14 protein-coding genes are annotated in these 22,329 nt (G+C 74.5%); 9 read left to right on the top strand and 5 right to left on the bottom strand.

Annotation, left to right across the window (positions count from 1 at the left end; genetic code table 11):
• Positions 1–11 precede the first annotated feature (11 nt).
• Positions 12–1,502 (bottom strand): hypothetical protein, encoded by a 1,491-nt coding sequence (locus ACIPM1_RS07820; protein ID WP_402430380.1) that lies wholly within the window; start codon positions 1,500–1,502, stop codon positions 12–14.
• Between the two features lie 234 nt (positions 1,503–1,736).
• On the opposite strand from ACIPM1_RS07820, the gene ACIPM1_RS07815 reads away from it, so the two are divergent.
• A complete protein-coding gene (locus ACIPM1_RS07815) occupies positions 1,737–2,879 on the top strand; it encodes an aminoglycoside phosphotransferase family protein (RefSeq protein ID WP_402430377.1) in 1,143 nt (380 codons plus the stop codon).
• 273 nt (positions 2,880–3,152) lie between these two features.
• Positions 3,153–5,141: an N-acetylmuramoyl-L-alanine amidase gene (locus tag ACIPM1_RS07810; RefSeq protein WP_402430374.1), complete on the top strand. Its 1,989-nt coding sequence runs from the start codon at positions 3,153–3,155 to the stop codon at positions 5,139–5,141.
• An 82-nt stretch (positions 5,142–5,223) separates the two neighbouring features.
• Here ACIPM1_RS07810 and ACIPM1_RS07805 read toward each other — a convergent pair whose 3' ends face one another.
• The 3 genes from ACIPM1_RS07805 to ACIPM1_RS07795 form a co-directional block, all read right to left on the bottom strand.
• The gene (locus ACIPM1_RS07805; RefSeq protein WP_356189144.1) at positions 5,224–5,721 is read right to left on the bottom strand and encodes a hypothetical protein; all 498 of its coding nucleotides are present in this window, start codon (positions 5,719–5,721) and stop codon (positions 5,224–5,226) included.
• 120 nt (positions 5,722–5,841) lie between these two features.
• Entirely contained in the window at positions 5,842–6,084 is a 243-nt protein-coding gene (locus tag ACIPM1_RS07800) for a DUF397 domain-containing protein (RefSeq protein ID WP_356189142.1), read from the bottom strand.
• Between the two features lie 36 nt (positions 6,085–6,120).
• Positions 6,121–6,984, bottom strand: coding sequence for an alpha/beta fold hydrolase (locus ACIPM1_RS07795; protein WP_402430371.1), 864 nt, complete (start codon positions 6,982–6,984; stop codon positions 6,121–6,123).
• Positions 6,985–7,182: 198 nt separating this feature from the next.
• Between ACIPM1_RS07795 and paaK the strand changes: the two genes are divergently transcribed.
• Positions 7,183–8,478, top strand: a complete 1,296-nt coding sequence (paaK, locus tag ACIPM1_RS07790) for a phenylacetate--CoA ligase PaaK (protein ID WP_402430368.1) — start codon at positions 7,183–7,185, stop codon at positions 8,476–8,478.
• Positions 8,479–8,495: 17 nt separating this feature from the next.
• Here the strand turns inward: paaK and ACIPM1_RS07785 are convergent, their stop codons facing one another.
• On the bottom strand, positions 8,496–9,995 hold the full coding sequence (locus ACIPM1_RS07785; RefSeq protein ID WP_402430365.1) for an acyl-CoA synthetase: 1,500 nt from the start codon (positions 9,993–9,995) through the stop codon (positions 8,496–8,498).
• A gap of 192 nt (positions 9,996–10,187) precedes the next feature.
• Between ACIPM1_RS07785 and ACIPM1_RS07780 the strand changes: the two genes are divergently transcribed.
• The 6 genes from ACIPM1_RS07780 to ACIPM1_RS07755 all read left to right on the top strand — a co-directional run bounded on the left by ACIPM1_RS07780 (position 10,188) and on the right by ACIPM1_RS07755 (position 22,228).
• Positions 10,188–11,987 (top strand): serine hydrolase, encoded by a 1,800-nt coding sequence (locus tag ACIPM1_RS07780; RefSeq protein WP_402430362.1) that lies wholly within the window; start codon positions 10,188–10,190, stop codon positions 11,985–11,987.
• Positions 11,988–12,346: 359 nt separating this feature from the next.
• Positions 12,347–14,227, top strand: coding sequence for a hypothetical protein (locus ACIPM1_RS07775; RefSeq protein ID WP_402430359.1), 1,881 nt, complete (start codon positions 12,347–12,349; stop codon positions 14,225–14,227).
• 22 nt (positions 14,228–14,249) lie between these two features.
• Entirely contained in the window at positions 14,250–15,794 is a 1,545-nt protein-coding gene (locus ACIPM1_RS07770) for a hypothetical protein (RefSeq protein WP_402430356.1), read from the top strand.
• Between the two features lie 37 nt (positions 15,795–15,831).
• Positions 15,832–18,435, top strand: coding sequence for a hypothetical protein (locus tag ACIPM1_RS07765; RefSeq protein WP_402430353.1), 2,604 nt, complete (start codon positions 15,832–15,834; stop codon positions 18,433–18,435).
• A 194-nt stretch (positions 18,436–18,629) separates the two neighbouring features.
• Complete coding sequence (locus ACIPM1_RS07760) at positions 18,630–20,213, top strand: vWA domain-containing protein (RefSeq protein WP_402430350.1); 1,584 nt, start codon at positions 18,630–18,632, stop codon at positions 20,211–20,213.
• 50 nt (positions 20,214–20,263) lie between these two features.
• A complete protein-coding gene (locus tag ACIPM1_RS07755; protein ID WP_402430347.1) occupies positions 20,264–22,228 on the top strand; it encodes a PQQ-binding-like beta-propeller repeat protein in 1,965 nt (654 codons plus the stop codon).
• The last annotated feature ends 101 nt before the right edge of the window (positions 22,229–22,329 follow it).

Below are 22,329 nucleotides of genomic sequence, written 5' to 3'. Positions count from 1 at the left end.
GTACCCGGGCGCTACACCTGAGCGCCGCTGCCCTTGCCCTTCACCCTGGGCAGGGCCTGCCGGATCTCCTCCCGCAGCTCGTGGATCTTCGGGTAGCCGGAGTACTGGGCGGTGAGCCGGTACATCTCGCGCAGCCGGTCCCAGGTGCGGTGGGAGGAGTTGGACCCCATCGACACCAGGGCCAGTCGCGCGTACCGGTCCGCCTGTTCCGGGTCGTCGGCGATGAAGCAGGCGGAGGCCATGGACAGGAAGTCGAAGATCTTCGACCGCTGCCGGCCGTCGTTGCGCAGGGCCAGGGCCTTGTCCGCGTAGTACTGGGCGTGCGCGGCCGCGGCGGGCTCGTGCTCGGCCAGCGTGCGGTAGGCGAGGGCCTGCATCCCCAGCAGATCCTCCTCCTTGAAGGTCTGCATCCAGCTCGGCGGCGGCACGTCGCTCTTGTCGGAGACGAAGAGGTCCTCCGCCTGGCCGAGGGTGCGGCGCATGGCCTGGCCCTTGCCCATCGACGCCTGTGCCCAGGCCTCGATGGTGTGGAGCATCGCCCGGGTGCGCGGCAGCACCTCGTCGCCCGAGCCGGACTGGGCGAGCTTCATCAGGTCCAGCGCGTCGTCGGGCCGGCCCAGGTGCACCATCTGGCGCGCGGCGCGGGAGAGCGCCTCGCCGGCCCGCGGCCGGTCGCCGCCCTCGCGCGCGGCATGGGCGGCGATGACGAAGTACTTCTGGGCCGTGGGCTCCAGGCCGACGTCGTGGGACATCCAGCCCGCGAGGACGGCGAGGTTGGCGGCGACGCCCCACAGGCGCCGCTGGAGATGCGGTGGGTGACGGTAGGCGAGCATTCCGCCCACCTCGTTGAGCTGGCCCACCACGGCCTTGCGTTGCAGCCCGCCCCCGCGGGCCGCGTCCCAGGCCCGGAACACCTCGACCGAGCGCTCCAGTTCCTCGATCTCCTGCGACCCGATGGGGGCGGCCTCGTAGCGGTCGAACCCAGCGGGGTCGGCGTGCAGGGGATGGTCGAGGTTCGGGGCGTCTGCCTTGAGTGCCGGATCGGTGTGCAGCCAGTCGTGCATGGCGCTGCTGAGTGCGGATCCCGCGGCGAGCGCGGCGCCCGCGCCCACCAAGCCGCGTCGGTTGAGCATGAGGTCCATTCCCGTGAATTCGGTGAGGACCGCGGCGGTCCGCTCGGGCGCCCACGGCACTCCGTCGGGATGTTCCGCACTCCCGTCGCCCTGCCGTTTCCCCGCACGCCCGTGTCGAACCAGACCAAGGTCCTCGATGGTCACGACACGGCCGAGACGCTCGGTGAACAGAGCCGCCAGCACCCGCGGCACCGGATCGCGCGGGATCTCTCCCACGTCGATCCAACGCCGCACCCGGGAGGTGTCGGTCGCCAGCTGGGGGTGGCCCATGGCCGCCGCCTGCCGGTTGACCAGCCTCGCGAGTTCTCCCTTGGACCAGCCGGCCAGGCCGAACAGGTCCGACAGTCGGGTGTTGGGTTGTCCGCTCACGTCAAGCCCCCAGGTACTCGGCTGAGTTGACAGTAGACCCGCCGAGAGTTGCCGGGCGACTATTCGCCACGGTTCGCCAGGGTGCGCCAGATGGTGTGCCACGGGGCGTCAGGTGTCAGGTAGGAATGCGCCACCCCGACCCGGTCGCCGAGGGACATTCCCCAGGGTGCACCCGGGCGTCCGGGCCGGGTCGCGCACCGAAGCAGCAGGCACACGAAGGGATCTGTCTCTCCCATGTACGCAGCATCGTCCTCCGTGTCCGCCCCGCCCCGGCCGCTGCGCGCCCGCCCGGGCGCCGGCGGCCCCTACCTCGACCCGGCCCGGCCGGGGCCGGCCCCCGTACTCGGTGCGGGACGGCCGCGTCGCCCCGCGGGGCTCGGCACGCCACCGCTCAGCGGGAGACTCGACTTGTCCGGCCCCCAGGGCGCCCAGCTGCGCACCGCGATCGCCTCGGTGCACCGCATCTGCCCGGAGTTCTCCCCGGTACAGGTGCTGCGCCGCAGCGGGCGGTCCGTGCTCCTGGTCGGCACGACCGGGCGCAGCACGGCCGTCGCCAAGTGCTTACTCGACCACTCCCCCGCCTGGGCCGAGCGCTACCGCCACGAGATAGCGGCATACCGCTCGTTCGTCCGGCAGCGCCCGCCCGTGCGGGTGCCCCGGCTGATCGCGGCGGACCCGGACAACTGCACGCTGGTGATCGAGCGGATGCCCGGCCGGGTGGCGGCGCTCCAGCGGCATCCGGCGGAGGCCCCGCCGCGGGCGGACATCAGGGCGGCGCTCGGCGCGATCTGCCGGCTGAACGCCTGGCGCCCGCCGGCGGGCACGTTCGACGCCCCGCTGGACTACGCGGCCCGCATCTCCCGGTACCACGAGCTGGGGCTGCTCACCGACCGCGACATGGGCGACCTGCAGAAGCTGCTGCACGGCATCGCGCACGCGGCCGGCCGGCAGGGCATGGGCCAGTTCTGCCACGGCGACGCACTGCTCGCGAACATCCTGCTCTCACCGGCCGGTCCAGTGCTGGTGGACTGGGAGCACGCGGGCTGGTACCTGCCGGGGTACGACCTGGCGACGCTGTGGTCGGTCCTCGGCGACGCGCCGGTGGCGCGGCGGCAGATCAGCCAGCTCGCGCAGTCGGGGGGGCCCGCCGCGCGGGACGCCTTCCTGGTGAACCTGATGCTCGTGCTGACCCGTGAGATCCGCACGTACGAGACGGCCGTGCAGCGCTCGATGCACGACGCGGCCCCGGCGGCGCCGGGCTCGGCCCACCCGGGTGCCGCACCGTCCGGCGAGGAACAGAGGCTGCTGCTGCGGCGGCTGCACGACGACTGCCAGCTGGCCCGGCGGGCCGTGCGCGCGGCGGTCGGCACGCGCTGACGGGGACGACGGTCCGCGGGGCGTCCGCCATGGGCGGCGCGCCGCGGGCCTTTGTCGTGTCCCGCTTTCGGCGGGGCCCCGCACGGGGCCATTGGTGTACTCCACTGACGCCCCGCAGGCCTGCGGGGCGTCGCGGCGAAACTCGCCGGGACCCCGCTTGACATGGGAAATCGCCTTGCTGTGGGCATGATTGACGGATCGTCGGACAGCCGGTACCACTGACCCACGCCGGCCCCGCACGCCCCGCCACCCCCAGTGCCCCAGGAGGCTGCCTTGCCAGGATCCGCCACCGACCCCAGACCCGTGCAGGGCCGCGGACGCGCGCGCAGAACCGCGGGCGCGGTCGCCTCCGCGGCCCTGCTGCTGCCGCTGCTGGGAGCCGCGCCCTCCGTCGGCGCCACCGGCCCGGGCGCGTCCGACGGCGGCAGTCTGCAACGGGCGTTCGACTCCGCGGCCGCCGAGTACCACGTACCCCTCAGCGTCTTGCTGGGCGTCTCCTACCTCCAGTCCCGGTGGGACGGGCACGGCGGCGCCGCGAGCGTCACCGGCGGCTACGGCCCGATGCACCTGACGGACGCGCGCACCGCGCTCGGCCGGGTCCCGCACCACAGCGAGGGCTCCGAGGACGCGCGCGGCGACGCCGCCCGCACCGCCCTGCGCCCCGTCACGAAGGCGCCCGACGACTCCGCGCTGCCCGACCGGCTGAAGACCCTGACCAGGGCCGCGCGGCTGACCGGGATCCCCGCCGAGCGGCTGCGCGGCGACGAGGCCGCGAACGTGGCGGGCGGCGCGGCACTGCTGGCCGCCACCCAGAAGGAGCTCGGCGAGCCGCTGAGCGAGGACCCCGCCGAGTGGTACGGGGCGGTGGCCCGGTTCTCCGGCGCGGACGACACCGCCACGGCGGCGGCCTACGCGAACGACGTGTACGCCGTCATCCGGTCCGGGGAGCGGCGTACCACGGACGCCGGACAGCGGATGGTCCTGGCCGCCCGGCCGGCCCTGGCCCCGGACACCGCCCAGCTGAAGCTGACCGGCCTGCGGCACGTCTCCGCGGCCGGCACGGAGTGCCCCTCCTCGGTGTCCTGCGAATGGGTGCCGGCCCCGTACGAGCAGTTCGGCAACGACGACTACGGCAACCACGACCTGGGCGACCGGCCCGCGTCGCAGCGCATCCGGTACATCGTCGTGCACGACACGGAGGGGCGCTGGGACGGCGTCCTCAACCTGGTCCAGGACCCCACCTATGTGTCGTGGAACTACACGCTGCGCTCCACCGACGGGCACATCGCCCAGCATGTGAAGGCCAAGGACGTGGCCTGGCACGCGGGCAACTGGTACGTCAACGCCGGGTCGATCGGCCTGGAGCACGAGGGCTTCCTCGCCTCCCCGGACGCCTGGTACACCGAGGCGATGTACCGGTCCTCGGCGCGGCTGGTGAAGTACCTCGCCGGGACGTACCGCATCCCGCTGGACCGGCAGCACATCCTCGGCCACGACACCGTGCCGGGCCCGACCACCTCGACCATCCCCGGTATGCACACCGACCCGGGCCCCTTCTGGGACTGGCGGCACTACTTCGAGCTGCTGGACCACCCCTTCGAGCCCACCGCGGGCAAGCACGGCGGGCTGGTGACGATCCGGCCGGACTACGCCGCCAACCAGCCGCAGTACACCGGCTGCTCCAGTTCCGGCACCCCGTGCCCGGCGCACGGCTCCAGCGAGGTGCGGCTGTACTCGCAGCCCGACACGGCCTCCCCGCTGATCAAGGACATCGGTCTGCGGCCGGACGGCAGCGCCTCGACGACCGACGTCAACGACACGGGCTCGCGGGCCGAGACGGGCCAGCAGTTCGCGGTCGCCGACCGTCAGGGCGACTGGACGGCGATCTGGTATTTGGGCCAGAAGGCCTGGTTCCAGAACCCGGGCAAGCAGCCGGCGGCGGTCGACGCGGCCGGTCTCGTGGTGACGCCGAAGGCCGGGGTGGACAGCGTGCCGGTGTACGGGCGGGCCTACCCCGAGGCGGCGGCCTACCCGGCGGGGGTGCCCGCGCAGTCCGTGTCGCCGCTGCCGTACAAGCTGCTCGCGGGCCAGAAGTACGTGGTCGGCGACGAGGTGCCCGGCGAGTACTACTACTCGGTCACCTTCACCACGGACTCGCACCGGGTCGTCGTCGGCAAGGACCTGTACTTCGAGATCCAGTTCGGCCACCGGGTGGCGTTCGTGCGGGCCGCGGACGTGCGGGTGGCGCAGTCGGGGTCGTAGGCGGTGCAGGAACCGGGCGAGGGCCGGCCCCCGGGGGGGCCGGCCCTCGTCGTGCCGGGTGCCGGGTGCCGCGGGCCGGGTGTCAGCCCTGCTGGAACAGCTCCGCGGGCAGCGGCTTGAGCAGGGCGTACAGGTCGTCGGTGATCGGGCGGTCCCAGGCGGCGATGGTCACCAGGACGCCGTCGCTGCGGTCGAACTGCACGCAGGAGATCCGGCTTTCGGAGAGCTTCAGCCGGCGCACGATCATGAGGTTGTCGCCCTGCAGCACCGGCATGTCCTCGACGCCGGAGACGGTGACCTCCTCCTCGTTCTCCAGGGCGAGCAGCAGCTGGGCCACCTCGAAGGGGACCTCGCCGTCGGGAACCTCGCGCGCCGGGGAGCCCTCGGGGAGATTGCCGATGATCATCGCGGTCCCGCGTCCGCCGAACAGGTCGTAGCGCAGGAACACGCCCTGGCAGGTGCCGTCGGGCGCGGGCAGCAGCCCGGCACCGAGGTTGCCGGGCCAGTCGCCCGGGTCCATGGCCAGGACGTCGAAGTCGGGCCCGGCGGGCGTGGCGCTGCGGCGACGGAGGAACGACATGCGGCCATGGTACGTGGCTCCGCCCGCGGCGCGACGTGCGGTGGGCCACCATCCGGAGGGCAATCCGCCCCGGCGGACCGGTCCGGCGGGTCCGCTGCCGTTCCTCCCGTCCGGGCCCTGTCAGGTGAGGTCGAACTCGCCCTCCCGGGCTCCCGACACGAACGCGCCCCATTCCGCGGGGGTGAAGATCAGGGAGGGGCTCTCCGGCCGGCCGCTGTTGCGCATCGCGATGAATCCCTCGACAAAGGCGATCTGGACATCCCCCCGGCCCCGGCTGCTGGACTGCCACTCGGCGTTGCTGAGGTCCAGCTCCGGCTTGTCCCATCCCGTGAGGCGGTGCTCCTGGGTGGTGGTCTCGGCCACGTCCGTGCTCCTCCCGACTCGTCGTCCGCGGCCAGCCTAGCGATCGTCTCCGACCGCCGACAGGCCACGTGAGGGCTGCCTTCGAGGAGTCGGGGCGATCGGCTCCGCCGGGCCGCGTGGCGAAGAACCGCGGGCGGGCTCCTCCTCCCCGACCCCGGCGGCGTCGCCGAGTGCCTCGCCGGCCAGGAAGGGCCGGACCGCCGCCAGGAACTCCCGGGGCCGCGTCGCGTGCACCAGGTGCCCCGCGTCGACGGTCACCGTCCGGGCGTCGGGGAGCAGACCGGCCAGGGTGACGATCTGGCCCTGCGGGATCAGGCTGTCCGGGCCGCCCGCGACGAGCAGCACCGGCGCGGTGATCCGGGCCATGCCGTCCCACCAGGCGGGGTCGGGTGCGTTGCGCTGCTCGTCGGTGGCCCGCACCATCGCCCAGTCGAACGGCAGGTCGCCGTCGGGGCGTTCGGCGGGCGGCCGGGGCGGATCGAGCGGCACGGGCGCGGGCACGTCCTCCAGGACGAGACGCCGTACGAGGCCGGGCGCGTGCTGGGCGAGCAGGTAGGCGACCGCGCCGCCGAGCGAGTGGCCCACGACGTCGGCGCGCTCGATGCCGAGCACGGCGAGGAAGGCGTGGACGTCGTCGCGCAGGGTGGTGTACGCGTACACCTCGGGGCCCGCTCCGGGAACCCTGCCCGGCCAGTCGCTGCGGCCGTGGCCGCGCAGGTCCGGGGCGTACACCCGGCGGGGTTGCGGCCCGGCGGCGAGCCGTTCGGCGACCGGCGCCCAGTCCGCGCCGTCGGCGCCGCGGCAGTGAAGGAGCAGGACGGGCGGAGCGCCCTCGGGTCCCCAGACGCGGTAGGCGATCGTGACGCCGTTGGCGACGACGGTGCGCGGCTCCATGTCCATGACGGGCAGGCTAGCCGCGGGCACCGCGCGCACCACGCCCGCTCTGCCGAGGGCAGAACGGCCGGGCCGCCGGTTCCGTGGCGAGAAAGTGGGGCTTCGGGTCTTGCCTGGGGCCGGGGGCGGCTGGATTACTGATCCTCAGCACCTGACCGAATGATCGGTCGCCTGAATTGTCATATTTGGTGAGGGAGACTTCCGATGGCGGATGCCGCGAAGGAGCTGCTGGACGCGGGGGAACGGCTCGATACGGAGGGGCTGCGCGCGCTTCAGCTGGAGCGGCTGAGGGCCTCGCTGCGGCACGCGTACGAGAACGTGCCGTTCTACCGGGAGTCCTTCGACAAGGCCGGGGTGCGCCCGGACGACTGCCGCTCGCTCGCCGACCTGGCCCGCTTCCCGTTCACCACCAAGGCGGACCTGCGCGAGAACTACCCGTACGGCATGTTCGCCGTGCCCCGTGAGCGCGTCCGCCGGATCCACGCCTCCAGCGGCACCACCGGGCGCCCCACGGTGGTCGGCTACACCGACGACGACCTGTCCCTGTGGGCGGACATGGTGGCCCGTTCGCTCCGCGCCGCGGGCGCCCGGCCCGGGGACATCGTCCACGTGGCGTACGGATACGGCCTGTTCACCGGCGGCCTCGGCGCCCACTACGGCGCGGAGCGGCTGGGCTGCACGGTCGTCCCGGCCTCCGGGGGCATGACCGCCCGTCAGGTCCAGCTGATCCAGGACCTGCGACCGGGGATCATCATGGTCACGCCGTCGTACATGCTCACGCTCCTCGACGAGTTCGAGCGGCAGGGCGTCGACCCGCGCGGCACCTCCCTGCGTGTCGGTGTCTTCGGCGCCGAACCCTGGACGGAGGAGATGCGGCGGGAGATCGAGGAGCGGTTCGCGATAGACGCGGTCGACATCTACGGGCTGTCGGAGGTGATCGGGCCGGGCGTCGCGCAGGAGTGCGTGGAGACCAAGGACGGCCTGCACATCTGGGAGGACCACTTCTTCCCGGAGGTGGTCGACCCGATCACCGGCGAGGTGCTTCCGGAGGGCGAGGAGGGGGAGCTGGTGTTCACCTCGCTCACCAAGGAGGCCATGCCGGTGATCCGCTACCGCACGCGGGACCTCACGCGGCTGCTGCCGGGCACCGCCCGGGTCTTCCGTCGGATGGAGAAGATCACCGGCCGCAGCGACGACATGGTGATCCTGCGCGGGGTGAACCTCTTCCCCACCCAGATCGAGGAGATCGTGCTGCGCACGCCGGGCGTCGCGCCCCACTTCCAGCTGAGGCTGACCCGGGAGGGCCGCCTGGACGCCCTGACGGTGCGGGCCGAGGCCCGTCCCGACGCCGGGCCCGAGGTGCGCGAGGCCGCGGCACGGACGATCACCGCCGCGGTGAAGGACGGCGTCGGGGTGTCGGTCGCGGTGGAGGTCGTCGAACCGGACTCCCTGGAGCGTTCGGTGGGCAAGATCAGGCGGATCGTGGATCTGCGGTCCTGATCCGGCCCGGCGCGGACCTACCGCCCGCCGAAGCGGTCCCTCAGCTCCCGCTTGAGGATCTTCCCGCTGGCGTTGCGCGGGAGTTCGTCGACGAACACCACCCGCTTGGGCGCCTTGAAGTGGGGCAGCCGGTCGCGGACGTGGGCGACGAGCCCGGCCTCGGTGACCTCGCCGCGCGGCACCACGAACGCGGTGACGGCCTCGATCCACCGGTCGTCGGGGAGGCCGACCACGGCCGCCTCGGCGACCTGGTCGTGCGTGTAGAGGGCGTCCTCGACCTGGCGGGAGGCCACCAGCACGCCACCGGAGTTGATGACGTCCTTCACCCGGTCCACGACCGTGTAGTACCCGTCGGGGTCGCGCACCGCGAGGTCCCCCGAGTGGAACCAGCCGTCGCGGAACGCCTCGGCGGTCTCCTCGGGCTTGTCCCAGTAGCCCTCGCACAACTGCGGGGAGCGGTACACGATCTCGCCGGGTGTGCCGTCGGGCACGTCCTTGCCGTCCTCGCCGACCACCCGGGCGTCCACGAACAGCACCGGCCGGCCGCAGGAGTCCATCCGGCCCTGGTGCTCGTCGGGCCCCAGCACCAGGGCCAAGGGGCCGATCTCGCTCTGTCCGAAGCAGTTGTAGAAGGCCAGGCCGGGCAGGCGGGCGCGGAGCCGCTCCAGGACCGGGGCCGGCATGACCGACGCCCCGTAGTAGGCCTTGCGCAGGCCGCCGAGGTCGCGGGTGGGGAAGTCGGGGCGGTTCGCCAGGCCGATCCACACCGTGGGCGGGGCGAACAGGCTGTCCGTGCGCCCGGCCTCGATCAGCTCGAACAGGCGGTCGCCGTCGGGGGCGTCGAGGACGACGTTCGTCGCGCCGACGGCGAGGTACGGCAGCAGGAACACGTGCATCTGCGCCGAGTGGTACAGCGGCAGCGCGTGCACGGGCCGGTCCCCCGCGCTCAGGTCGAGGGCGGTGACGGCGCTCAGGTACTCGTGGACCAGCGCCCGGTGCGTCATCATCGCGCCCTTGGGCAGCGCGGTGGTGCCCGAGGTGTACAGCAGCTGCACCACCTCCTCGCCGCGGGGTTCGGGACCGTCGTACGGCGGTGTGGTGCGCAGCCGGGTCAGCAGCGCGTCGCCCGCGTCGCGCAGCGGCAGCGCCGGCACGCCGCCGGGCAGCCGGCCGGCGAGATCCGGGTCGGCCAGGACGAGCGCGGCGCCGGACTGGCCGACGATATAGGCGAGGTCGTCGCCGGTGAGGTTCTGGTTGACCGGCACGTGGACCAGGCCCGCGCGGGCGCAGGCGAGGAAGGCGATGAGGTAGGCGTCCGAGTTGTGCCCGAAGGCGCCGACCCGGTCGCCGGGTGCGAGTCCCTGGTCCCGCAGGACGCGCGCGGCGCGGGAGACGGCGTCGTCGAGTTCCTCGTACGTCCACGAGCGGTCGCCGTACTCGACGGCCACGCGAGCCGGTGTGCGCCGGGCGCTGCGCCGCAGCACCCCGTCGACGGTGCTGCCGTGTCCGGGCGTCATGCCACGCGATCCTCGACGGCCCACGCGACGAGGTCAAGGGGCGGGCCCCGGACGCGCCGGACCCGGTCGGGGGTGGGCTGCCGGGAAGCGCGCGCACGCCCCGTTGACACGGACCACGTCTGACACGAAAGTTTCATCCCACAGGGCACGTCACGAAAGATATTTTCAGGCGGTGCGACGGGAGGCCTCCGGATGACCGACGGCACGGCGGGCAGCGGCGACAGGGGCGGACTCACCCGCCGTCAAGTGGGGCGGCTGTCCATGGCGTTGGGCGGCGCGCTGGCCCTGGCACCGCTGCCGGCGGGTCCGGCCGACGCGGCGCCCGGCACGGCGGCGGCGAGCGGGCGTCCCACGCTGCGGCACGGCTCGCCCGAGCGCGCCGGGCTGCTGGCCGCCTCGCTGCGTCAACTGGTCACCGACGCCCGGGCGTTCCTCGGCCCCTCCCCCAAGCACCCGTGGTACGCGGGCGCCGTGCTGCTCGCGGGGCGCGGCGGCACGGTGGCGCTGCACGAGCCGATCGGCATGGCGGTGCGCTACTCGGCGTACGACGAGACGACCGACACCGGGGTCGAGTTCCCCGCCGGCCGGCAGCTCCCCATGACCCGGGACACCGTGTTCGACCTGGCCTCCGTCTCCAAGCTGTTCACCTCGATCCTGGCGGTGCAGCAGATCGAGCGGGGCGCGCTGGAGCTGGAGGGCAGGGTCGCCTCGTACCTGCCGGACTTCGGCCACGCGGGCAAGCAGGACGTGACGGTCCGCCAGCTGCTCACCCACACGTCGGGATTCCGTGCGTGGCTGCCGCTGTACAAGGCGCCGACGTACGAGGAGAGGGTGCGGCTGGTCCTGGACGAGGCCCCGCTCAACCCGCCCGGCACCGCGTACCTCTACTCGGACCTGAACCTGATCTCCCTTCAACTGGTGCTGGAGAGGATCACCGGCCGGGCGCTGGACACGCTGCTGCGCGAGGAGATCACCGGGCCGCTCGGCCTCGACGGCACGCGGTACAACCCGCCCGCGTCCTGGAGACCGGGGGTCGCGGCCACGGAGGACGCCCGTCCGCCGTGGTCGGGGCTGGACCGGGGGCTCGTGTGGGGCGAGGTGCACGACGAGAACGCGTTCTCCCTGGGCGGTGTCGCCGGGCACGCGGGGGTGTTCTCCTGCGCGTGGGACCTCGCGGTGCTGGGCCGCACGCTGCTCAACGGCGGTTCCTACGGACGGGCGCGCATCCTGCGCCCGGAGTCGGTGGAGCTGATGTTCACCGACTTCAACACCGCCTTCCCCGGCGACGAGCACGGCCTCGGCTTCGAGCTGTACCAGCACTGGTACATGGGCGCGATGGCCACGCCCCGCACCGCCGGGCACACCGGCTTCACCGGCACCTCGCTGGTGCTCGACCCGACGACCGACTCGTTTCTGATCGTGCTCGGCAACTCGGTGCACCCGGTGCGCGGTTGGCGTTCGGGGTCCGCTCCCCGGGTCGCCGCCGGCAACAACCTGGCGCGCGCCGTCCCGGTGCACCCGGTGCGGGGCCGTACCGCCTGGTTCTCCGGGATGGCGAACGCCGCCGACGCGACGCTCGCGCTGCCCCCGCTCGACACCTCCGCCGGCGACGCGCGGCTGCGCTGCGCCCTGTGGTGGGACACCGAGCCCGTCTCGGACGTCCTCGCCCTGGAGTCCACGACGGACGGCGGCACCACCTGGCAGCCGGTCCCCTTCACGACCGTGCGCCCCGGCGAGGAGCCCGAGGAGCATCCCGCGGGCACCGCCACCGGCTGGTCCGGCCGCGCCTGGCACCGCCTGACGGCCGCCCTCCCCGCCGACCGCCGCCTCGTTCTGCGCTGGCGCTGCACGACCGACCGCCTCTACGTGGGCCGCGGCGCCTATGTCGACGCCCTGCGCGTCGAAGCGGGCGGCGGCGTCCTCTTCGACGACTCCCGTCCGAGGGATGCCGCCCTCGTCGAAGCGACGGGCTGGGCGGCCTCCGGAGACTAGGCGGCCCGGGACCACGTCCAGCGTGTCCTTTATGAATGATCACACCCGGTCAGTTTCTTGCAATTTCCACGGGCGCACGCTTTTTCGACGGTCACTCAGAAACCTATATCGACGCCATTCCACTCCCTTTCTTTCGAAAAGAGATCTCCCGGGCAGCAGCGGCAACAAAGGCTCATGAATAGGGTTCCATCCGCTCAGCGAGGCGATAATGTGAAGCCGCAACCGGAGTGGGGACTCCGGGATCTGGGATCGGACACGGCCGCCTTTCGCCGGGGCTTTTCCATGCCCGATTCGTGCTCAACCGCGGTCGCCCTGCATCCGGTGCAGGGACCGGTGACCGCATCGGGGGTGGGGGAACAGTGCAGTCGAACATCGGGGTGAACACCCGTGCGGCCGACCTTCGCGCCGCGCTCCGCGTCGCGGATCTGCTGGCCGGGGGCCCCGCCGCGCGCGCCGCGGGTGCCGTGGCGGAGGACGGCACGGGCGACGACGCTCCGCCCCCGCCGCCCGACCTGCGCGGGGTGCGGGGGCTGGTGGCCGAGGCCGGCTCGGCCCGCGCGGACGACGCCCGGCGCGGCGGCTGGCACGACGTGCTCGCCCAGGAGCGCGCCCGCCTCTCGCGCGCCGGGCTGGGCTGGCTGCTCACGCGCCTCGCCGCCGGGACGTTCCCGGCCCTGGACGTGCTGGAGATCGGCTGCGAGCGGCTGCGGCTGAGCCGGCTGTCCTACGACTCGGCCGGCACCGGTCCCGACGTGCACCGGCTCGCCGAGTCCTCGTGGACGGACCTGGCGCCCGCCGCGCCTGGACTCCCCCACGACCGGCCGCGCCGGCTGTTCCTGCTCGCGGGCGGCGCGGAGACGGATCCCGTGGCACCCGCCGTCACGGCGCCGTTGCGCGCGGCCCTGGACGCCTTTCTGCGCGTCAACCCCCGCGACGGCAGACCGCTGGCGGTGGTGGTCCGGGCCTCCGGCTGGGGGCCCGTCGAACAGGCCGCCGAGGAGGCGCGGCGGGACGCGGGTGCGCTGCTGTGCCTGCGGCTGTCCGCGCACTGGCCGCCGTCCCCGGACGACCTGACCGCCGAGGTGCCGCTGCGCCGCACGGTGTGGCTGGCGGCCGCACAGGTCGACGGCGGCTCGGGCACGGTCCGACTGGTGCGCCGCCCGCTGTTCCCGGCCGGCAGCCGCACCGACGGCCGCGGAGCCGCGGCGCCCGTCGTCCGCGTGCCGGTCACGGCCCCGCCGCACGGCGCGACCACCGGCGAGAGCGTCGCCGCCGTCGTCGCCGCCGGGCTCGACGAGCCGGCCTCCCGCTGGCGTTCCCTGCGGCTCGACCGGCTCGAACTGCCCCCCGGCTCCCGCACGGTCCTGCGCTACGCCCTGCACGGGCGCAACCGCGTCGAGCTGCGCCACGACGGCCACCACGAGCCGGAGTCGTCCCCCTGGAGCGCGCTGGCCTCCGGCACCCCGCGGCAGCTCTCCCGGCCCCGGCCCGTCGACCTGGTGGTGGCCGTGGAACTCGCCGGGCCGCAGGGCGACGGGGGCACCGCGGTCGAGGAGCGCCTGCAGGAGGCGGCGGCCGTGGTCACCGCCGTCGAGGACGCGGTGGGCGGCGAGGACGTGCTGCGGGTCGGCCTGATCGGCTACCGGGACCACGCCCCGCTCGACCGTCCCGGCGACCACGACCCGGTCGTGCACCGGACGGCGATGTCGGCCGCTCAGGACGCCGGACGCACCCTCGGCACCTGGCGCCCCCACCCCCTGCGGCACGACTTCGCCACCGGCCTCGAACACGTCCCCCGGGAGCTGTCCGCCTGGCGCCACCTGTGGCGGGCGGGCAGCCACCGGGTGCTCCTGGTGGTCGGCTCCCGCCCCCCGCATCCGCGCACCCGCCCGCCCCGCGTCCTGCGGCGCGGCGCGGCCGTACGCATCTGCCCCGACCGCCTGGAATGGCGGGACGAACTGCACGCGGCCCGCCACTACGAGGGCGTCGTGTGCGTGGCGGTCGTGGACGAACCGGCCTGGATGGACGACCTGCAGGGCGAGCCCCATCTGGCGCACTGGGCCGAGGGCGCGTGGGACGCGTTCGGCGCCGAGGGCCGCTTCGGCGCGGGCCACGATCCCCGCCTGATCGCCTCGGCCGTCGCCGCGCCGGCGCTGTGCCTGCCCGCGGACGGCGCGCCCATCCGGCTGGTCGTGGCCGACGGCCCGGCCGGGGAGTGGCAGCACGCCGCGGCCGGCTGACGAACGAACCGAGAACCCCGAGGTGCGCGCGGCAGGCGCGGACCCGTACCACCACCGCGCGGCGGACGACTTCCGCCGCCCCTCCAGCGGGAGCCCCACCATGGTCGACGACGACGCGCGGTCCGAGCGCGAGAACCACGACGGGAAGAACGACGGGCCGGACCGGAAGAAGAGGGAGGACCGGGAAGCCGACGGACCGTTCGCGGTCTGGGATCCGTCCACCCTCGTCGGCGGTCTGGCCGCCCTGCCACCGGCGCCGGCCACCGCCCCGCCGACCGCCAACGGGTCCGCGCCCCCGCTGCCCCGGACGGCGCCCGCGGCCCCCGCCGAGGAGAAGACGCGCGGGCCCGTCGCCCTCCCGGCTCCCGCCGCGCCGCAGGACGACGCGGTGCCCAGCGTCTTCCTGGAGAAGCTCGACGAGCCCGGCCTCGCCCCGCGTTCCGGCCGGACCGACCGGGCCGGGCGAGCGGACCGGGAGGACCGGACGGACCGGGCCGAGCGGGCCGACCGGACCGCCAAGCCCGCGAAGGGCGGCCGGAAGGCGGCCGGAGACCGGGCCGACGTCCAGGAGCCGGAGGGCCGGCCCTCCGCACCCGAGTCGACGGTCACGCTCTGGGGCGGCATGGGCAGCGGGAAGTCCACGCTGCTGGCCGCGCTGTCGCGCGCGGTCCAGGATCCGCTGTACGGGAAGTGGAGCATGTGGCCGGAGGACCACTCCTCGCAGAAGTTCCTCGGCGACCTGGCGCGCATCCTCTACCGCGACCGCACGTTCCCCAACGCCACCCTCACCGAGCAGCGCCCGGTCCGCTTCACGCTGGCCGGTGACCTGACCGGCACCCGGTTCTCCAAGGCCGGCCGCAGGCGGTGGCGGCGCGGCGCCGACCGCGAACGCGACCTGACCGAGTTCAAGGTCACCGTCCGCGACCTGCCGGGAGAGGCGTTCGACCTGCACTCGCAGACCGGGGCCGCCCTCGGCGGCAAGCTCATCAAGGACCTCGGGGCGTCGCGGGCGATGGTCTACGTCGTCGACCCCGTCCGGGAGTGGCACGTCAACGGCGAGGACGGTCCGGTCAACGACGACGCCCGGCAGAACGCGGACTTCTTCACCGACGTCCTCGCCGGAGTGGCCGCCGAGATCAACATGCGCGGCGAGCGCGAGGGCAACCTGCTGCCGCACAGCATCGCCGTCTGCCTGGCGAAGTTCGACGACGACCGGGTCTTCCGCTTCGCCTGCGAACAGGGAAACGTCCGGGTCAATCCGCGCACCGGACAGCCCGAGGTGGCGGACGCCAAACGCCTTTTCGACGGGTTGTGCCAGGCCTTCCCGCACGGCAGCCTGCGGGAGATCCAGCAGCAGATCGAGTTGTTCTTCGCCCCCGAACGCGTGGGTTATTTCGTCTGCTCCGCGGTCGGATTCTGGGTCGATCCCGAACGGGGTTTCGACTTCGAGAATCCGTCGCTGGTGAACCCCGTCGAGGACGACGTCCGCTTCGTCGCGCCGCCCCAGCCCGTCAACATCCTCGAACCGTTCCTCTTCCTGCGGGGCTTCGGCCCGGCGCAGTCCTGATCCGCCCACCGACACCCGCACGAGAGAGGACACCACCATGGCACCGGGGCTGATCGCCGACTGGGCCCTGTGGGGCAAGGAGCCCCACACCAACAGCGGCTACCGGGTTCTCGCCGCCCACCCGCCCGGCCGGAGCGCCGACTTCAACACCGCCGTCCACCACTGGTCGCCGGGCACACCGGCGCCGGGCGACCAGCTGCCGTGGATCACCATCGGGTGCACCACCGGGCCGGACGGGACGCGCACGGTCGGCGTCTTCCTCCTCGACGGCACGGCCGCCGTGGACCGCACCAACCGCCCGATCTACCGGATCAGTCACTTCGCCGTCCCGGTGGCGGACGTCGGCGAGGCGGGCCTCGGCTGGTGCGGCCTGGCCCGTGCCGCCCTCGACGCCGCCCCACTGCTGTCCGAGGGCGCCACGGGGCCCGCCGAACTGCCCGTCCCCGAGGACAGCGGACTGCTCACCGACATCGGCCCCCGCGTCACCCCCCGGGTGTCGGAGATCACCGGATGGCTGGCGGCCGCGGCGGCCCACCTGCTGGACGGCACCGTGGTCGTCACCGGCGACCGGCGCTACGAGCCGCTCGAACTGCTGCTGGTCCTGGACTGCGTGGCCGCTCTGCTGCCGTACGGCATGCGCGGCAGCCTGTCCGCGGCCACCTGGACCTCCTCCGGATCCGAGGTGCCCATGCGCCTGTACTGGGGGGTCGCCGACGACTCCCCCGGGCTGACCTGCCTGGCCTGGGGCGGCGGGCTGCCGGACCTCGGCGCGCTCTCCCCGCAGGCGCGCACCTACCGCGACCTGATCATCAAGAACTGGACGGTGCACGGCGGCGAGACCGTGCTGCGCCATCTGGCCGCCGCCCGCGCGCCCCTGGACATCACAGGCCCCACGGCGCACGCGGACGCGCTGCGGGTGCTCAACGCCCTGGACCCCGCGGTCGCCGTGGCCCACGAGGTCAGCGAGGGCCGCGAGGTGGACAACGACCGGATCGACCTGGCGCTGAGCCGGCCCCGGATCGACCCCGGGTCCCTCCAGGTCCTCGCGGGGCGCAAGCTGGCGGGGCAGTCCACCGACATGGGACCGCTGGCGGCGCACATGGCGGAGCCCGGCGTCTCCCAGGCGTTCCGCGACCGGCTCATCGCCGATCTGCTCGCGGGCCGGCAGGAGACCGCCCTGCGGAACTTCGAGAGCGCGCGGGCCGCCACCTCCCTCACCAGGGAGGACCTCAAGCCCCTGGACGAGATCCTCGCCTTCGCCATCGGCCGGATCCAGGCCACCCGCGCGGACACCGAACCGGACCCGGTGATCGAGCGGCTCCTGCCGGCGGTGGCCCCGTTCGCCGAGGGGACCATGGAGTTCACGCAGTGCCTGCTGTACGACGTGCCCGGCCTCGCCGGCCGTCTCGTCCGGGCCCTGTGCGACGGGCCGGACCCGGCCGGTCCCGTCCTCGCCTGGCTGCGATGGCTCGGCGACGGAGCGGCGCCCGAGGTCGAGCACAATCCCGAACTGCGGCTGCTGCACGACCTGCTGAGCACCGGCACCTGCCCGCCCGGGGCCACCAGGAAGTGGGCGGCGGGCCACCCGGAGGCGGCGGCCCGGCTGCTGGAGGCCGCCGCCCGCTGCGGGCGCACCGACGGCCTGCTGCACGCGGACTTCTTCCACGGGCTGACCGGTTGTGCGGCCCGTACGGCGTCCTCCGCGGCCGAGGACCCGTCGCGGGCGCGGCTGCGGCACGCACTGGAGCGGCCGGCCGCCGGGATGCGGCCGGAGACCGCCGCCCGCTGGGACGTGCTGTGCGCCCTGGCCGGGCTGCCGCCCTCGGGTTTCGGCACCCTGGCTTCGGCGGCCGAACTGCCGGGCTCCGGCGGCCCTGCGGGCCGTGTCGGCACCTACACCGCGACCCTGCGGGCGGAGCTGGAGCCGCGCTCCCTGCGCCAGCACGCCCCGGCGGTGGTCGGGCTCCTGCTGGAGCACGCCCTCGCGGTGGACCCGCACACCGGCGAGGGGCCCGGCCCGACCGGCCACGACCTGACCCTGCGGATCCTGGACTGGCAGGGTCCGTGTGCGGGGCTCGTCCTCGACGCCGTGCACCGGCTGGCCACCGGGGCCCCGCACTGGAAGGAGGGCCCGGAGGACCGGCGGTGGCTCGAGCGGCTCACCACCCGCCTGCCCCAGCTGCGTTCCGGCCTGGCCGTGCGCGAGGTGCATCGCGCCGCGGCACGGGCCGGGGAGACCCGGGAGGACTGCGAGACGCTGGCCGCCCGGGCCTGCGAGGCCCGTCGCGCCGGCGCGGAGAACGACCAGCTCTGCGCGGCCCTGCAGGCCTGGGCCGCGCAGGGTCACGTCGGCGCGCGCGTGCTCACCGTCCTGGACGCCTACCACCGGGAGTGGGTGGCCTTCGGGGGAGCGAGCCGCGCCGACGAGGAACGCGACGACCTGGAGAGCGCGTTCGCCCGCGGCGGGACGGACCGCCTGGTCTGGCAGCACTACCGCGACCACGCCATCCGGCGGCTGACACAGCTCAAGACCGACCGCGCGCAGCAGATCCGGAAGCTGGAGGACGACCAGTCGAGGTGCGACCAGCAGATCCGCCGCCTGCGCAGGCTCGACGCCACGGCCGCCCACGGCCGCGGCTGACCCCGGCCACCCGCGGCCGCCCACGGCCGCCCACGGCCGCCCACGGCGGCCCACGGCGGCAGCCGACCCTCGCCACCCACTGCCGCGGCCGATCCCGGCCGCCCCACGACCCGCTCCGCCCCACGACCCGCACCGGCCCGGCGGCACTCCGCGGCCGGCAGCCCACTCCCGCACAACCCAGGGGGAACCACCTCATGTTCACCATCCGGGCGACGGCGCGCCGCGCCGCGCTGTTCACCCTCGCCGCGGTGCTCGCCGTCTCGGGCGCCGCTCCGGCCGCGGCCGCGGACGCCCCGGTGCCGCGCGACGAGATCTACCGTTCGCTGAAGGTCGACGACGTACCGGCGGCCTACGTCGTCCTGGTCGACGTCTCCAGCTCGATGCAGGACCGCGGCCCCGACGGCGTACCGCTGTACACCACGGTCAAGCGGCGCCTGGCCGACTTCCTGAAGTCGCTCACGCCCGCCGACCAGGTGGCCGTCGTCACCTTCGGGCGGGCGACCAGCGTGGTCCACCCGATGTCCCCCGCCGACCGGACCGACCATCTCTTCGACCGGGAACTGCCGGACGCCGCCAAGGAGTCGGCGAGCGATCACGGTGCCGCCCTGGACGCCGCGGCCGACCAGCTCGACCGCAGCAGGGCCCCGGTCGGGGCGGTGCTGATGCTGACCGACGGTGCCGTCAACGCGCCCGGCAGCCCCTACGCCCGCCTCGGCAGCCCGGCCTGGAAGCGCCTCAAGGACCGCTACGACGCGCTGGGAACCGGCCACAAGCTCATGGGCTACGGTCTCCCGCTCGCCGAGGGCACCGGGGTCTCCGAGGTCCTCGGCGGCGCCTTCGGCGCCCCGCGCATCCTGCCGGTCGACCCGGCTGCCCTGGGCTCCCAGCTCAGCGGTGCCAAGGACCAGGTGCGCACCCAGAAGGCGGTGAGCCTGCTGCGCGCCGACCGGGGCGGCACCGTCGCGGTCTCGGTGACGGGCGAGGGGGTGCGCGACGCCGGCGGCGGCCGGGTGACCGTGCGGACCGGGAGGAGCACCGGCGCCCGCACCCGGACCCTGGAGGTCACCGTGGTCTCCAGGGCGCGGCACGTGCCCCTGCGCGTCCGGCTGAGCGCCGCCGGCGGCCCCGGCGGTCCCCGGCTGGACCCGGCCGGGCCCGTCACCCTGGCGCCGGGCCGGAAGCGCACCGTGCGGATGACACTGACCTGGCATCAGGACCCCCGGTTCAGCCTGATCCCCGTCACCCGGGACTTCGAGGCGGGGGTGGGCCTGCGCGCCGAGGTCTCCTCGCCGTGGACCACGACGGTCCGCGGCTCCCTCGGGGACCCGAGGTTCTCCACCGGTGCGCCGGTCGTCACCGAGCTGGACCTGCGGGGTTCGGTGCCCGGCCGTACCCCCGGCTGGCTCTACCCGCTCGTCCTGCTCGTCCTGCTGCTGGGCTCCGCGACGGCCTGGCGCGTCTACAAGCGGCGCAACCCGGAGCTCAGCGGGGCGCTGGTCGTCACCGATCTGCGGTCCGGCAGCCGGCAGACCGTCCTCCTGCGCGGCCGGGAGGTCACCGAGGAGACGGACGCCGGCGATGTGCGGGCCAGGATCACGGTACGCGGACGGCAGGAGGGGGGCCGTCCGGTGCTCGCCCTGCGGTGCGAGCGGGAGGCCTCCCGCCCGGGCGGGGAGCGGCTGCGCGACACCGGCACCTGCGAGCTGGGCAAGTCGACGGTGCTGTGCGGCATCGGCTTCTCCCACGAGACGGAGAGCCGGTCCGCCGTCCTGCGGTGACGCGGTCACGCCCCCACACCCCCGAGCCGCAGCGCAGAGAGGACGTCGACATGGTGATGCCGCTGGACCCGGCCACCGACCCGCCCGAGGCCGCGGGCTTCCGCCTGCTGAGCCGGCTGGGCACGGGCGGCTTCGGCACCGTCTACCTCGGCCGGCGGCCGGGTGACCGGCACGGCCCCGACACCCTGGCGGCCGTGAAGCTCCTCAAGCGGGAGTTCACCGAGGACGCGCAGCACATGCAGCGCTTCCACCAGGAGAGCAAGGCGCTGGATCGCTGCAAGGGGGCGCGCATCCCCGAGTTGCTCGCCCTGGACTTCGGCGCCGGGCGCCGGCCCACGCTGGCCACCCGTTTCATCCCCGGCCTGTCGCTGTACCGGGTGGTGGAGTCGCACGGCGGGGCGCTGCCGCCCGACACGGTGCACACGATCGCCGCCGAACTCGTGGACACCCTCAACACCGCGCACCGCAAGGGCCTGCTCCACCGGGACCTGCACCCGGGCAACATCCTGCTGACGCAGGACGGGCCGTGGATCATCGACTTCGGGCTGACCCGCATCCGCGGCCAGCGGGTCACGCTGACCCTCGACACGGTCATCGGCCACCCGCACTTCTGCGCGCCCGAACAGCTCAGGGGACTGGCCGGGACGGGGGCGGCGACCGACGTCTTCGGCATCGCGGGCATCGTCCTGTACGCCCTCACCGGCCGTCCCCCGTACACCGGGGAGAGCGACGCGCGGGCGATGCTGATGCGCCGCGTCGGCGGTGGCCCGCCCGACCTGTCCCGGCTGCCGGACGACACCACCGGCCGCCTGCTCCGCGCCTGCCTGGCGGAGGATCCGGCCGACCGCCCGCGGCTGGACGAGGTCGCCGAGGGGTTCGGCCGGCCGGGCGCGCTGCGGCTGCCCGCCGACACCGTCCGCCTGCTCTCCGGCCACCGTGCCCGGCTGCGGGACATCCTGGCGTCGGCGGGCAACGCCGCCGACCTCACCGTGCCGTTCCGGCCCGGGCGGCGCAGCTGGAGCGCCGACGTCGGGGAGTGGCCGCACAGCGTGGTGGCCACCGACGAGGGCGGCGTGGTCACCGCCGACGGCGCCGGCGCGGTGCGCTGGCTGGACGCCGCCACCGGCGGGGAGACGGCCCGCCGCACGGACTTCACCGCTCCGGTGCAGCTGTGCGCGGACGGCGGGGTGCTGCTGGTGTGCGACTCCGGTGGCCGGCTGGAGTCGTGGAACACCCGGGAGCACCGGCTGTGGTGGTCCGTGCCGGCGGGCAGTCTGACCCAGGCCCGGGTGCTGCTGCGCGGGCAGAGCGTGTTCCTCGGCGACGCCATCGGCCAGCTGCACCACTTCGACGCGGTCACCCGGCGGGTGTGGTGGCGGACCGATCCGCTCACCGGCGGCTCGGGCGACCCGGCGGTGCCGGTCGCGGCCGGTGCCCGGCACGTGTATCTGTCGGCAGCGCAGGGCCGGGAGATCCTCGCCGTCGACGACGAGGACGGCGGCGTGTGCTGGGCGGCTCCGGCGCGGCTGCCCGCGCCGCTCCTCGCGACGCCGTTGCCGCTGGAGGAGGGGCTGGTGGCCGCGGACGGCGACGGCGGGGTGCGGTGCCTGGCCGCCGCGGACGGCTCGGTCGTGTGGGAGGCGCGGCTCGGCGCGCCGGTGGTGGCCGCGCCGGTCCGCGGGGTCGGCACGGTGATCGTCGGGGACGCCGCGGGCACCGTCCACTGTCTGGGCTCGGCGACCGGCGAGACCGTCTGGAGTGCGCCGTACGGGGAGCACGAGGAGTTCTTCGCGCTGTGCACCGACGGCGCCGCCGTCTACGCGGGCGGGTGGAGCGGGCGGCTGCACCTGCTGGACGCGGCGGACGGGACGTCGTTGCAGAGCTTCGACCTCGGTGGCCAGATCCTGGCGGCGGTCTGCGGCCCCGGCGGGCGGAGCGTCCATGCCGCCTCGTCCAGCGGCACGCTGCACGCGCTGCCCGCCGCGGCGGCACCGGACACCGTCACGGGCCGCTAGCCCCCGGGCCTGAGAAGCCACGGGTCCCCAGAAGAGCCGGGGTCCCTGAAGTTCCGGAACCCGTGAAGTTCCGGGCCCCTTGGCGCACGTCCGGAGCCCCT

The sequence above is a fragment of the Streptomyces sp. NPDC086766 genome (assembly GCF_044746005.1).
Classification (GTDB): Bacteria; Actinomycetota; Actinomycetes; order Streptomycetales; family Streptomycetaceae; genus Streptomyces.
The sequence above is the reverse complement of the archived record's forward strand: the minus strand, read 5'-3'. Positions and strand labels throughout refer to the sequence as shown.

Bases quoted from the DNA above. Each gene is read 5' to 3' on its own strand.
- ACIPM1_RS07765 (WP_402430353.1), top strand. From the start codon at position 15,832: ATGGCACCGGGGCTGATCGCCGACTGGGCCCTGTGGGGCAAGGAGCCC.
- paaK (WP_402430368.1), top strand. From the start codon at position 7,183: ATGGCGGATGCCGCGAAGGAGCTGCTGGACGCGGGGGAACGGCTCGAT.
- ACIPM1_RS07760 (WP_402430350.1), top strand. From the start codon at position 18,630: ATGTTCACCATCCGGGCGACGGCGCGCCGCGCCGCGCTGTTCACCCTC.
- ACIPM1_RS07780 (WP_402430362.1), top strand. From the start codon at position 10,188: ATGACCGACGGCACGGCGGGCAGCGGCGACAGGGGCGGACTCACCCGC.
- ACIPM1_RS07815 (WP_402430377.1), top strand. From the start codon at position 1,737: ATGTACGCAGCATCGTCCTCCGTGTCCGCCCCGCCCCGGCCGCTGCGC.
- ACIPM1_RS07785 (WP_402430365.1), bottom strand. From the start codon at position 9,995: ATGACGCCCGGACACGGCAGCACCGTCGACGGGGTGCTGCGGCGCAGC.
- ACIPM1_RS07795 (WP_402430371.1), bottom strand. From the start codon at position 6,984: ATGGACATGGAGCCGCGCACCGTCGTCGCCAACGGCGTCACGATCGCC.
- ACIPM1_RS07805 (WP_356189144.1), bottom strand. From the start codon at position 5,721: ATGTCGTTCCTCCGTCGCCGCAGCGCCACGCCCGCCGGGCCCGACTTC.
- ACIPM1_RS07755 (WP_402430347.1), top strand. From the start codon at position 20,264: ATGGTGATGCCGCTGGACCCGGCCACCGACCCGCCCGAGGCCGCGGGC.